We start from the raw sequence: 13,441 nt of genomic DNA on the forward strand, positions 1-13,441 counted from the left end.
CTTGCCGGTGGCGTGAAATGCCTTGTGCGGGCGCCGCCTGCGGCCCCGCGGTTGCGTACATGCTACAGCACCCGGTGACGCAATGCCGGCAGGTTTTGCCGGACTTCTTCCAGCCGCGCCGGGTCGATGGTGCCGGCCACCACGCCTTCGCCTTCGGGCAGCATGGCCAGCACCTCGCCCCAGGGATCGACCAGCATCGAATGGCCCCAGGTGCGGCGACCGTTCTCGTGCTTGCCACCCTGTGCGGCGGCCAGCACATAGCACTGGTTTTCGATGGCGCGGGCGCGCAGCAGGATCTCCCAGTGCGCCTGGCCCGTGGTGTAGGTGAAGGCGGCTGGCATCAGGATCAGGCTGGTGCCTGCGCCGGACGCCAGCCCGCGGTACAGCTCGGGAAAGCGCAGGTCGTAGCACACCGACATGGCCACGCGGCCGCACGGCGCGTCGAAGCTGACGGGGGTGCGGCCGGCCAGGATGGTGCGCGATTCGTCATAGCTCTCGGCACCGCGCGTGAAGCCGAACAGGTGGATCTTGTCGTAGCGCGCCACGCGCTCGCCGCGCGGGTCGAAGGCGAGCGAGGTGTTGTACACGCGTGCCGGGTCGTCGCACCACATCGGCAGCGTGCCGCCCACCAGCCAGATGCCGTGGCGGCGTGCGGCGTCGGCCAGGAACTGCTGCACCGGGCCGTCGCCGTCGTGCTCGCGCACGGCCACCTTGTCCGCTTCGGAGCGGCCCATCATGCAGAAGTACTCGGGCAGCAGCACCAGTTGCGCGCCGCCGGCGGCGGCCTCGGCGATCAGCGCCTCGGCACGCGCGAGATTGGCATCGAGCGAAGTGCCGGTGACGGTCTGCACGGCGGCCACGTGGAACGGGGCGGGGGCGGTCATGGGCGTTGGTTTCCTCTTGGACTTTCTCGGACTTTCTTGGACGGCAGCGGGCTTCAGCGCGGGAACGCGGGGTCGGCGCGGTTCTGGAACCTGGGGGCTTGCGCCTTATTCTCCTCCAGTTTGCCGATCTGCGGGTTGGCCCAGCTGCCGGTGATGCGGTAGTGCTGGGTGAACACCTTGGAGAATTCGTCGGCAAACAGCAGCTGCGCGGCGAGCGTGCCGATGCCCAGCACCGGGTTGATAAAGGCGGCCGCCACCGAAGTCGAGGTGGCGTTGATGCGCGGCACCACGTCCACGCGCAGGTCCTGGGTCTCGCGCAACAGGTTGGCGGTGCCGCTCATGCTGGCGATGATCTGCGGGCTTTTCAGTTCGAAGTCCTGGATGGTGCCGACGCCGTTCTCGATCGTGCCTGAGCCGGTGATGCGGTCGAACAGCAGCCCGCGGCCCGACAGGCTGCGGAAGTCCAGCGTGGCAAAGCGTAGCAGCCCCTGCAGGCTGAGCACGCCCAGCAGCCGCGCCGCCCCGGGCTCGACGCTCATGATCTGGCCGTTCTCCAGCTCGAGCGACAGCTTGCCGGACAACGTCGGGTAATCGATCGACAGCGGCGAGCCGCGCCAGGCCACGCGGCCTTCCAGCTTGCCCTTGCCGTCGCGCAGCGTGTGCGGCAGCCCCAGCCGGTCGAGCGTGGCGCCGGCGTCGCCGATGTCGATGGTGAACGACAGCAGGGTGCGGCGCTCGGCATTGCCGTCGGCGCGCAGCCGGCGCGGCACGCGCCAGCTGCCCTGGCCGGTCAACGTGGCATCGGGCTGTTCGATCCTCAGCTTGTCCAGGGTCCAGACCGGGTCGGTGCCGCTGGTGCCGGTGTGCGCCTTGACTTCCAGCTTGCCGAAGTCGTGGCCGCGCAGCATGAACTGCTCGGCGACCAGGTCGATGGCGGGCAGTTCGTCGATGCTGCTGGCGAGGGCGTCGACCACGTTGTGCTCGTCGCTGGCATCGGGCACGTTCAGGCGCGACAGGCGCAGTTTCAGCGCGCCCGTGGCGTTGGAGCCGGCACCCGCACCCGCACCCGCACCCGCACCCGCACCCGCACCGGCGGCGGCCGGTTGCCACTGCACGGCGCCGGCGATCTGGCGCGATTCGATCCTGGCGTTCCAGCCGTCGGCTTCGCGCGTGGCATCGAGGGCCACGTCGTCGAGCGTGCGGCCCATGCCATGGAGCGTGCCGGCGCGCAGCGAAATGCGGCCGGGCAGGAAAAGCGAGGGGCGCACGCCTTCGCCGGTGGAGTTTGCAGGGCCGGCGAAGGCCGCGCGCCAGGCATCGATGTCGAGCCGGTCGAAAGTTGCCGCGGCGCTGACGCCGGGCGTCGGCGCCGGCGCCGCCTGCTGCACGCCGATGCCGCCGGCGATGACTTCGACGCCATTGCCGCCGTTCTGGTCGCGGCGCAACAGGTAGCGCGCATTGAGGGCGTTGCCCAGCTGCAGTGCCAGTTCGTCGATGCCGGCGCGGCCGGGGGCGGGGCGCAGTTCGATGCGCAGCGGCAGGTCGTGCGGCGCCGCCTTGGCCAGCGGCGCCGGCAAGCCGATCGCCATGCCGTTGAGCGCGGAATTCAGCTGCACCTGCAGCTCGCGTTCGCGCACCGCGATCACGGTGTTGTAGCCAGTGCTGCCCTCCAGCTTGGCCGCCAGCGGTGCGAGTGCCGAGCCCGCCGCGGCCTCGCGCAGACCCGCGGCGGAGGCGGTGCCGCTCGCGGTGACGCGCGTGCCGCCGTCCGGCTGGGTCCCGCCGCCCAGCCTGACTTCGCCGCCCAGGAAGCGCGCGCGCAGGTTCTCCAGCCCGAACCAGTGCTCATTGAATGTGATGTCCCCGCTGGCGTTGCCGAATGCCGGCAGCTGCGGGTTTAGCACGACGTCGTTGCCGGGGAAGCGGAAACGCCCGTCCACCTTGGCCGCGTTGGCGTGCTCCAGCGGCATGTCGAGCTTGAGCCTGAGCTCGCCGTTGCCGTGCGCGCGCGCCGCGTCGGCCACGCGCGCGGTCCATTCGCGCACCGGCGACGCGGCGATGTAGCGCAGGAAGCCCTGCACCGGCCCGCTGGCGCCGCCGTCGATGGCGAGGCGGCCGTGTTCGCTGAGGTCGTCGATGCGGCCGCTGACGTCCTGCAGCACCACGCCCGGGATGTCGTGCACCGCGGCGCGCCGTGCCAGGAAGGTCATGCCGCCGCGGTCGAACGTGACCTGTCCGGCGATGTCGGTGAACGCCGGCCACAGCGGCGCGCCACCCGCGCCTGTCTCGTGCGGCGCGATCTGGTAGCTGACGTGCTCGATCGGCACGTCGACGCGGAACTCTCCTGCTTTCTCGAACGGCCCGTGGAACGGGAAGTGCTCCAGGTCGCCCTTGAGCAGGAAGCCGACGCCGGCTGCGTCGCCACGCATCAGTGCGCCTGCCAGGTAGTGCCGCGTGCCCGCGGGGATGGTCAGCGGCAGGTAGCGCGGCACGCGCGCGACCTGGGCGCGGGTCATCTCGCCGCTCAGGTCGGCGATGCCGGACGTGCCGTCGCCGCCGGCGCGCCAGGTGCCGCGCACCGAGCCCGCGGCATCGGCGTTGGCAAAGCGGATGCCGTCCAGCGTCACCACCAGCTTGCCGCCGGCGTGGTGCCAGCGCACGTCGCCGCCGATCTGGTCGAACGGCACGCGCGGCTCTTCGAACAGCCCCGGCACCACCAGCGACGCGCCATTGCCCTCGAAGCGCGCATTGCCTTGCTGGTCGTCGAACGAGAACGTGCCCGACAGGCGCGAGAAACCGGGTGTGCCCAGCCGCGGGTGCCCCTTGGCATCCAGGGCCGGCACCGCCGGCTGGCCGTTGACCGAGACGTCGCGCAGCGTGCCCTGCACGTTGTAGTGGAGCTTGCCGCCGCTGCGGTCGAGCATGCCGGCGCGCTCGCGGCTCCAGCTGACGTTGAGGTTGTCGAGATGGCCGGCCGGCTGCAGCGCGCGCAGGCGGCGCAGCACCGCGGTCTCCAGCGGCATCGAACTGGCCAGCGCGCGCACCGTGTTGAGGTCAAGCGTAGGCGCCTTCAGGGTGAACTTGCGCAGGCTGCCGTCCTTCGCATAAGCCCAGCCGAACTCGACCTTGCGCATGCCTTCGCGCCAGTTGCCATCCGCGGGCGCCGGCTGGCCGTCGGCGGGCTGCGGCCGCCACAGCAGCGTGTCGACGGTGAGCAGGTTGCTGCCGTCGCGCTCGGTCCGGTGCAGCAGGAAGGCCTGCGCATTGGCCAGTCGCAGGGGGGCGGCGGCGCCGGCCAGCTGCAGGTCGATGTCGCTGGCGCGCAGCCGGGTCTGGCTGCGCACGATGCGGCCCTGGCGGAATTCAATGCTGCCGTCGGTGCTGAAGGTGCCGCTGGCCACGCCCTCGACCATGGCCAGGTAGCGCTGCAGCACCGGCAGCTCCAGCTGGGCCACGTCCCAGCTGGCCTGGCCGGTCCAGTAGCGCCAGTTGCCGGCGCTGTGCAGGTAATCGTTGCGAAAGCTGGATTTGACCACCAGCGGGCGCGGGCCCAGCGCCGGCGAGCGCGCTTCCAGGGTCAGCGTATGGCGCGAGCCGTCGCGGCGGGTGTCGAGGCGGATTTCGCCGATATCGAGCCGCGGCAGCCCGGCCTTCTCGTCCAGCCAGCGCAGCTTGCCGTCGGACAGCGACACGCGGCCCTGCGACATCAGCCAGCCCAGGAAGCGGTCGTCCTCCTGCTGGCCGCCGGTGGCGTCGACCGGCATGCCGCCGACCAGCAACTTGCCCTCGGCCGTGCGGCGCACCAGGATGTCGGTGCCGGTGGCGCCCAGGCTGACGAACTGCAGGTCCATGCCGAACAGGGAGCGCCACGACAGCTTGCCGTCGAGCGTGGCGGTCGCCAGCAGTACGCGCTTGCCATCGTCCACGGCGCGCAGGTCGCGGGCGCGGAAGGCGGGGTTCCAGCCGTCCCAGTAGGTATCGAGCGCACCGATGGTGACTTGTGCCGACAGCGCGACCGAGCCGCGCTCCTCCAGCCATTCGCGCGCGGCCGATGCCTGCGGCCATAGCACGAAGCGGATCAGCAGGCCCGCCACCAGCGCCAGCACGCCCAGCACCAGCGCCAGCCGCACCAGCGCGCGTCCGAGCCCGCGCCAGAACGGGTGGCGCACCACGGCAACGGCCGCGCGCACGCCGGCGCCGGCGAGGCCGCGCAGGCGCGCAAGTCCCGACGCGGGGCGCGTCAGGGCAGGGGAATCGATACCGGGAGCAGCCAAGGAATTTGCTGGTGGTGGCGAAGCGGGGTTGGTAGCCGGATTGTTAGCCGGACTGTTAGCGGGGTTGTGTGCCGGATCGGGCAGCGTAGCGGCGGCCTCATGCCTACCCGCGCCGCCATTGGGGGGAGAACCGTTAGCGGGTTGTGGGGCGCGGCTGGACATGCGCAGATTATCCGACAATACTAGCCGCTCTCCAATCTGGTGCCCGGCCGGCTACAACAACACAGCGCGCACCGCGCGCAGCGCGAACCGGGGCAGCATGGCCCGGGCACGCCCAATCTGGCGACGGTACTGGCCGCACCTTTTCTCGCATTTCAAGTTACTGGAATGACTGTCTCTGACCCGACGAGTTCCGCCGCTGGCGATCCCTCCGACCAACATGGCGCGGGCGCCACACCGGCGCCGACGGATCCGGCGGCGCGTGCCCCGGGCGAGGGGCCCGGGACCATGACCGCCGGCGCCTTTGCCGTCTCCGCGGCGCAGGCATTGCCGCAGGGTCTGCAGATGGCCGATTGCGGCGGCCATGTATTGTACTCGGCGGCGTATTCGCACTACGCGCGGCGAGTGCTGCAGGCCCGCCCCGAGTTGCCGGCGGTGATCGCCGCGGCGGCGGGGCAGCCGCTCACTCGCGCATGGATGGAGGCGCGGCTGCAGGCGCTGCATGAGCCCTCGGCGGATGCCGAGGAAGCCACCAAGCGTACCTTGCGCCGGCTGCGCGCCGAAGTCATGTGCGTGGTGATCGAGCGCGACCTGCGCGGCCTGGCCCCGCTGGGCGAAATCACCGGCGCCATGACCGACCTGGCCGAATTGGTCGTCCAGCACGGCCTGGCTGTGCTCGGCGCGGATCTCGCCGCCACCTTCGGCCGCCCGGTCGGGGAGCAGAGCGGCGAGGTGCAGGAGCTGGTGGTGGTCGGCATGGGCAAGCTCGGCGGGCGCGAGCTGAACGTCTCGTCCGACATCGACCTGATCTTCCTGTATGACGAAGATGGCGACACACAGGGCGGCACGCGCAGCCTGTCCAACCACGAGTATTTCATCCGCCTCGGCCGCCGCCTGATCAACCTGCTTGCCGAAGTGACCGCCGACGGCTACGTGTTCCGCGTCGACATGCGGCTGCGGCCCAATGGCGACGCCGGTCCGCTGGCGTGCAGCCTGGGCATGCTGGAGGAATACCTGGTGGTGCAGGGGCGCGAGTGGGAGCGCTACGCCTGGATCAAGGGCCGCGTGGTGTCGGCGCTCGACACGCCGCACGCGCAGCGCACCGCCGGCCTGCTGGCGCGCCTGACCACGCCGTTCGTGTTCCGCCGCTACCTGGACTACGGCGTGATCGCGGCGATCCGCTCGCTGCATGCGCAGATCCGCAGCGAGGCGGCCAAGCGCAGTGGCGGGCTGTCGGGCCACGGCATGAACATCGGCAGCCAGCGTTCGTTCAATATCAAGCTCGGCCGCGGCGGGATCCGCGAGATCGAGTTCATGGCGCAGGTGTTTCAGCTGATCCGCGGCGGCCAGGACCCGGCGCTGCGGGTGCGGCCGACCCTTGAAGTGCTGGGCGTGGCGGTCGGACGCGGCCTGCTGCCGGCCGGCCAGGCCGGGCAACTGGGCGACGCCTACCGCTTCCTGCGCCAGCTGGAACACCGTCTGCAATACCGCGACGACGCGCAGACCCATCATCTGCCTACCTCGGAAGACGAGCAGCAGGCGGTGGCGCAGATGATGGGCTGCGCAAGCTGGACCGAACTGCTGGCGCGCCTGGCGGCGCTGCAGGACCCGGTGGCGCAGCAGTTCGAGGCCACCTTCTCCGATCCCGACGCCGCGCCCTGCGAAGCGTTGTGGCCCGATATCGTGCTCGACGACAACGCCGCGCGCGCGCAGGACAACCCGCAGGAGGATGCCGCCGCGCAGGCACAGGCCGAGGAGGGCGGCCAGGGAGGGTGCGACGACGATGCCACGCCGTGCGGCCGCCTGAAGGCGGCCGGCTTCACCGACTGCACCGGCCTGCTCGACCGGCTGCGCGCGATCGCGTCGTCGCTGCGCTACCGCGCGCTGTCCGAATCCAGCCGCACCCGCTTCGACCTGCTGGTGAACCGCGCGCTTGACCTGGCTGCGCGCCAGGACGACGCCGACAGCACCATCGCGCGCTTTATCGACTTCCTCGAGGCGATCAGCCGGCGCGCCTCTTACCTGTCGCTGCTGTCCGAGTTCCCGCAGGCGATGGACCGCGTCGCGCAGACGCTGCACGCCTCGCGCTGGGCCGCGGCCTACCTGACGCGCCACCCGCAACTGCTCGACGAACTGCTCGACAGCGATGCGCTGGCCGGCGCGCCCGACTGGGCCGCGTTCCGCAAGCGCCTGCACGAGCGGCTGCTGGCCGCCGAAGGGCAGGTCGAGCACCAGATGGACATCCTGCGCCGCGAGCACCATGCCGAGACCTTCCGCGTACTGCTGCAGGACCTGCAGGGCATGCTGACGGTGGAGCAGGTGGCCGACCGCCTGTCGGACCTGGCCGACGCCATGCTCGATGCCACGCTGGAGACGGTGTGGCGCCAGCTTGCCACGCGCCATCGCGACACGCCGCGCTTCGCGGTGATCGCCTACGGCCGGCTTGGCGGCAAGGAGCTGGGCTATGCCTCGGACCTCGACATCATTTTCCTGTATGACGACGAGCACGAGCGCGCGCCCGACGTCTATGCCGCCTTCGCGCGCCGGCTGATCACCTGGCTTACCAGCCATACCGCGGCCGGCGCGCTGTTCGACGTAGACACGCGGTTGCGCCCCAACGGCGCCGCCGGCCTGCTGGTCACCAGCTTCGACGCTTTCCGCCGCTACCAGCTGCGCGAGGGCGACAACACCGCATGGGTGTGGGAACACCAGGCGCTCACGCGTGCGCGCTTCTGCGCCGGCGACGCGGCCATCGGCGAGCGCTTCGAGGCGCTGCGCGACGAGGTGCTGCGCCAGCAGCGCGATGCCGCGGTGCTGTGCGACGAGATCGTGCAGATGCGCCGCAAGGTCGCCGAGGGCCATCCCAATCCCACCAGCCTGTTCGACCTCAAGCATGATCGCGGCGGCATGGTCGACATCGAGTTCACGGTGCAATACCTGGTGCTGCTGCACAGCCGCGCGCATCCGCAGCTGACGCGCAACGCAGGCAATATCGCGCTGCTGCGCGAAGCCGGCGAGCTCGGGCTGATCGATGCCGCGCTGGCCCTGGCGGTGGGCGATGCCTACCGGCTGTTCCGCGCACGCCAGCACCAGTTGCGGCTCGACGGCCAGGCGCACGCGCGCGTGGCGGCGGAATCGGTCTCCGCGCAGACGGCGCAGGTGCGCACGCTGTGGCGCGCGGTGTTCGGTGAGGACTGAGGCCGCAGCGGCCGCAGTTGCAGCGGTGGCCCCGAGCCGGCCCGCCGGTGCCTCGTGGCCGGGGCTGCTGGCGGCGATCGCGCTGGTCTGGGCGCTGTCGGCCTGCTTCACCTTCGTGCCGTGGTGGCACGCGCACGGCCTCTACCTGCGCGATGCGGTGCGGCTCGACGGCCAGTGGTGGCGGCTGGCCACTGCCATGTGGGTGCACCTGAACGCCATGCACTGGCTGGCCAACGCACTCGCGGCCGCGGGCCTGCTGGCCCTGGCCGGGCGTGTGGCGCGGGTGCGGGCCATGCTGCTGGTGCTGGTGGCCTGCGGCCTCGCCGCGCAGGCCGCGCTGCTGCGCGTGCCATCGGTCGGCTGGTATGGCGGCTTGTCGGGCGCCTTGCACGGGCTGGCGCTGTGGGGCGGGCTCAGCCTGTTGCGCACGCCCGGATTGTCGCGCGTGCTCGGCGTGATCCTGTGCCTGGGTGTGCTGGCCAAGGTCTGGATCGAGCAATCGTGGCTGGCACCGGTCCTCCTCGATCCGTCATGGGGCTTCGGTGTGGTGCGCGCCGCGCACGCAGCCGGCGCGGTGGCCGGGCTGCTGTGCTGGGTGGTGCAGGAGTGGCGGCTGGCGCGGCGGCCACTGCGTGGCGTTGACGACGACTGAGCCGTGTCCGCAGCACCGGCCAGCACTGGCCAGCGTCAGGCGCGCCGGCGCAGCGCGAAGCCGAGCAGTCCCGAGCAGGCCAGCGCCAGCGCCAGCCAGTGTGGCACCGCACCGCCGCCACCGCCGCCATTGGACGGGGCCGGTTCCGCGGGCGCCGGCGGGGCTGATATGGCCGCCGCCAGCGCATTGTCGGCATCGAGCAGGCCGGCGCCGCACACGCCCGGGTTGGTGGTGCAATAGGTGCCGGAAGGGTGCGGCCGCGCCGACGACTTCAACGCCGCGGTCACTTGCGCCGGCGTCAGCGATCCGTTCAGCGCAAACATCATCGCCACCACGCCCGAGACCATCGGCGCCGCGAAGCTGGTGCCCTGCGACGACGACACCGTGTAGGCCCCGAACGAAGTGCCGCCGTCGTTGCCCAGCGTGCGGATCACCGACGGCGTAGTGGTGCACGATCCGTTCTGCACGCGCGAGTTGCCGCAGCCGCCGCCCGGCGCGCTGAGCGCGACCTGCGGGCCGATGTTGGCATAAGTGGCGTTTTCGCCGTCGTTGGCGTGGGCCGTGACCGCGATCACGCCGCTGCAGTCGGCCGGCGCTTCGACCGCGCTGCGGTTGTTGCCCGCCGCCGCCACCACCACCACGCCGCGCGCGTTCAGGTCGTTGACCGCCTGCTGCTCGATGCTGCTGCACGTGCCGCCGCCCAGGCTGATATTGACCACGCGCGCCGGCGTGGGATTGGCCGGCACGCCGGGCACCGACATGCCGCCGGCCCAGCGCATGCCATCGACGGTATCGGACAGCAGTGCGCCGCACCGTCCCGAGACCCGCACCGGCAGGATGCGCGCGCTCCAGTCCACCGCGGCAATGCCGTCGCCGTTGTTGGTGGCCGCGCCCAGTACGCTTGCCACGCGCGTGCCGTGCCAGCTGTTGGTCGTGGCGTCGGTGGTCGGGGCGGAACTGCCCGGGCAGGTGAAGCCAGCGGGGACATTGTCGCCGGTGTCGGTGGCATCGCCGTCGCGCCCGTCGCCGTCGTTGGAGACGGTGGTGGTGCTGATGAAGTCATAGCCCGGCAGCAGCCGGGGGGCCAGGTCGGGGTGGTTCAGGGTCCCGGTATCGACCACCGCGATCACGATGCCGCTGCTGCCGCGCGTGCGGTCCCACGCGCGCGGCAGGTTGACGCCGCCGACCGTGGTGCCGGTGCCCAGCAGGTAAGGCTGGTTGGCGCGGAATTCCGGATCGTTGGGCAGCGTGTCGTGCAGCCGCAGCCAGCGGTCCGGCACCGCGTCGGCAACACGCGGGTCCAGGCGCAGGCGCGCGGCCGCGGCTTCGGGGTCGGTGGCGAGGTCGTCCGGCACCTGCAGCAGGTCCATGTTGCCGCCCATGGGCCGGCGCAGCGTGGCGGCGATGCCGGTACGCTCGCGCAACTGCTGCAGCTGGCTTGCCGCCTGCGCGGGGGCTGCCGACGCGGCCGGTGTCCTGCTGGCCGCATCCGGGGTGATGGTGGAGGCGGTGCCATCGCGCCAGCGCACGATGATCTGGCCGGTATAGGGTGCGGCCGGGGCGGCGGGGGTGGAGGCGCCGGTGGCGCTGGCCGCGAATGCCGCGCTGGTCGGTGCCGTGGCGCACAGCGCGGCGATGGCGATCAGGAATACCCGCCATCGATGGACCGGGATGCAGCGACGGAAGACGGACTGCGCAGAATGCGGCATGTATTCCTCCAGATGCACCCCGCGCGGCATTGGCCGCGCAAGGGAATCTTATGTAGGGAATACGATCCGCTGCGGTTGTGCAAGGGCTACCGAAGGTTTAGAACCCGGCGCTTGCGGACAGGTCCCGGGCGCGGGCTCAGCTCTTCGGCATGTCCCGGCTGGTCGGCATGGTGCGGTTGGGCTGGATGAGCCGGTCCGGGTCGGCGGTCTCGATGCGTGGGGTAGCGCGCAGGGTATCCACCGCCTGGTCGATGGTGGCGTCGGCCGAACTGGAAATGGCCGTCACCAGCCACACGCCGCCCGACATCGGGCGCTTGACCACGTAGCGGATCGGGCCCTTGATCTCGGCCAGCAGCTTCCCCGCATCCTCGGACATGTCGACCGCGGGCGGCTTGAAGCGGACCATGATGTCGCCCAGCGCGCGGTCGTCGGTGATGCTGCCCGGCGGCGGGGCAGAGGCCCCGGAGTGCGCCTGGCAGCCGGACAGTGCCAGCAGTGCGGCCGTGGCCGCGGTGGCCAGGGCCAGTACGTGGCGCAAGGGGCGGTGGCGGCGGCCTGCCGGCGGCGCGTGGCGGGTCATGATGGGACTCCTGTGAAAGTTGGTTCGGTAGGCCGGGAGGCCAGCGCTAGTCGGGGCGCCAGCTGGGACGCCCGGTTGGGACGCCGGTTGGGACGCCGGTTGGGACGCCGGTTGGGACGCCGGTTGGGACGCCGGTGGGGACGTCAGCCGGCGGCGCGCCGGCCGCGCCGGCTTTCCTTTGCCGTGCCGCGCGCCGGGGCGCCGGCCTGGCCTTCGGCGCCTTGCGCCAGCATCTCTTCGGCATGTTGCAACGTGGTCGCGGTGACGGTGGCGCCGCCCAGCATGCGCGCGGTCTCGACCACGCGCCCGGCCGGGTCGAGCATGCGGATGCGCGATCGCGTAACCGAGCGCGTGACCGAGCCCTCACCGCCATCGGTGGTCTCCTTGCTGACGAGCAGGTGCGTGCCGGCCTGCGCGGCGACCTGCGGCAAGTGGGTCACGCACAGCACCTGGCGCGCGCGGCCCAGTTCCTGCAGGCGCCGGCCGACGACTTCGGCGACGGCGCCGCCGATGCCGGTGTCGACTTCGTCAAAGATCAGCGTCGGCGTGGGCGAGGCCTCGCTGGTGATCACCGAGATGGCCAGGCTGATGCGCGCCAGTTCGCCGCCGGAGGCGACGCGTGCCAGCGGCCGCGCGCTGACGCCGGCATGGCCGGCCACCAGGAACTCGACCTGCTCCAGCCCGTAGCTCTGGCCTTCTTCCAGCGCGTTCAGCGCGGCGACGAAGCTGCCGCCCGCCATCGACAGGCCCTGCATGGCTTCGGTGACCGCCGCCGACAGTGCCTGCGCCGCTTGCTTGCGCGCATGGCTGAGGTGTTGCGCCAGCGTCAGGTAGGCGGCCTTGGCCGCGGCTTCGCGCGCTATCACCTTGTTCAGGTCCTGCGCGGCCTGCAGGTCGTCGAGTTGCTGGCGGCGCGCCAGCAGTTCGTCAGGCAGCTGCTCGGGCGGCAGGCGATACTTGCGCGCGGTGGCGTGCAGCCCCTGCATGCGTTCTTCGACGGCCTGCAGCCGTTCGGGATCCAGTTCGAGCCGGTCGACGTAGCGGGTCAGCGAGTGCGCGGCTTCCTCGGCCTGCACCTGGGCGGGCTCGAGCGCGGCCAGCACGTCGCGCAGGGCGGAATCGACGTCGGCCAGTTGCTGCAGCCGATGCACGATCGAATTCAGCGCCGACAGGACCGAGCCGTCGGACTCGGACAGCGCGTCCAGCGCCGCGCGGCTGCCGTCGATCAGGCCGGCGGCGTGCGACAGGCGGTTGTACTCGGCCTGGATCTCTTCCCATTCGCCCGGCTGCGGATTGAGCTTGTCGAGCTCGCCCACCTGCCATTCCAGCCGCTCGCGCTCAAGCTGCATCTCGCGCGACTGGTGCTCGACCGCCTCGCGCTGGCGCACGCAGGCGCGCCACGCGCGCCAGGCCTCGGCCACCGCACCGGCCTGCTGGGTCAGCCCGGCGTGGGCGTCGAACAGCAGCCGCTGCGCATCCGGGCGCAGCAGCAGCTGGTGCGCGTGCTGCCCGTGGATGTCGACCAACTGGTCGCCCACTTCGCGCAGTTGCGCCAGCGTGGCCGCGGCGCCATTGATAAAGGCCTTGCTGCGGCCGCCGGCATCGACCGTGCGGCGCAGCAGCACCGAGCCGGCGCCATCGGCGCCATCGCCGGCATTGAGTTCGCGCTCGGCCAGCCAGGCGTCGAGCGCCGGGTGGGTCGAGAAGGTGGCGCTGATGCTGGCGCGGGCAGCGCCTTCGCGCACGATGCCGGCATCGGCGCGCTCGCCCAGCACCAGGGCCAGGGCGTCGATCAGGATCGACTTGCCGGCCCCGGTCTCGCCGGTAAAGACGGTGAAGCCAGTGGTGAAATCCAGGTCGAGCGAGTCGACGATGACGAAATCGCGGATGGACAGGCTGCGCAGCATCGTGGCGGAAAGTGAGATCGGTCCGGGAGGTCGGGCTGGCGTCGGATCGGGGTGGCTAGCTCGGGCTCTGGGGGCGGC

At 71.5% G+C, this 13,441-nt stretch carries 7 protein-coding genes; 2 read left to right on the forward strand and 5 right to left on the reverse strand.

Annotation, left to right across the window (positions count from 1 at the left end):
* Positions 1-62 precede the first annotated feature (62 nt).
* A complete protein-coding gene (locus tag LPA45_RS05155) occupies positions 63-884 on the reverse strand; it encodes a carbon-nitrogen hydrolase family protein (RefSeq protein WP_317921954.1) in 822 nt (273 codons plus the stop codon).
* A gap of 53 nt (positions 885-937) precedes the next feature.
* The gene (locus tag LPA45_RS05160; protein ID WP_367394964.1) at positions 938-5,320 is read right to left on the reverse strand and encodes a YhdP family protein; all 4,383 of its coding nucleotides are present in this window, start codon (positions 5,318-5,320) and stop codon (positions 938-940) included.
* A 285-nt stretch (positions 5,321-5,605) separates the two neighbouring features.
* On the opposite strand from LPA45_RS05160, the gene glnE reads away from it, so the two are divergent.
* Together glnE and rrtA are read left to right on the forward strand one after the other, a co-directional pair.
* Complete coding sequence (gene glnE, locus LPA45_RS05165) at positions 5,606-8,515, forward strand: bifunctional [glutamate--ammonia ligase]-adenylyl-L-tyrosine phosphorylase/[glutamate--ammonia-ligase] adenylyltransferase (protein WP_367394965.1); 2,910 nt, start codon at positions 5,606-5,608, stop codon at positions 8,513-8,515.
* 25 nt (positions 8,516-8,540) lie between these two features.
* A complete protein-coding gene (gene rrtA / locus LPA45_RS05170; protein WP_367394966.1) occupies positions 8,541-9,167 on the forward strand; it encodes a rhombosortase in 627 nt (208 codons plus the stop codon).
* A gap of 35 nt (positions 9,168-9,202) precedes the next feature.
* Here rrtA and mprA read toward each other — a convergent pair whose 3' ends face one another.
* From mprA to recN, 3 genes are all read right to left on the reverse strand, one after another.
* Positions 9,203-10,876, reverse strand: coding sequence for an MprA protease, GlyGly-CTERM protein-sorting domain-containing form (gene mprA, locus LPA45_RS05175; protein ID WP_367394967.1), 1,674 nt, complete (start codon positions 10,874-10,876; stop codon positions 9,203-9,205).
* A 136-nt stretch (positions 10,877-11,012) separates the two neighbouring features.
* Positions 11,013-11,456 (reverse strand): hypothetical protein, encoded by a 444-nt coding sequence (locus tag LPA45_RS05180; protein ID WP_367394968.1) that lies wholly within the window; start codon positions 11,454-11,456, stop codon positions 11,013-11,015.
* A gap of 143 nt (positions 11,457-11,599) precedes the next feature.
* Positions 11,600-13,363 (reverse strand): DNA repair protein RecN, encoded by a 1,764-nt coding sequence (gene recN / locus LPA45_RS05185; protein ID WP_367394969.1) that lies wholly within the window; start codon positions 13,361-13,363, stop codon positions 11,600-11,602.
* Between the last annotated feature and the right edge of the window lie 78 nt (positions 13,364-13,441).

This window comes from Cupriavidus sp. Agwp_2 (genome assembly GCF_040784895.1).
Taxonomy (GTDB): domain Bacteria; phylum Pseudomonadota; class Gammaproteobacteria; order Burkholderiales; family Burkholderiaceae; genus Cupriavidus.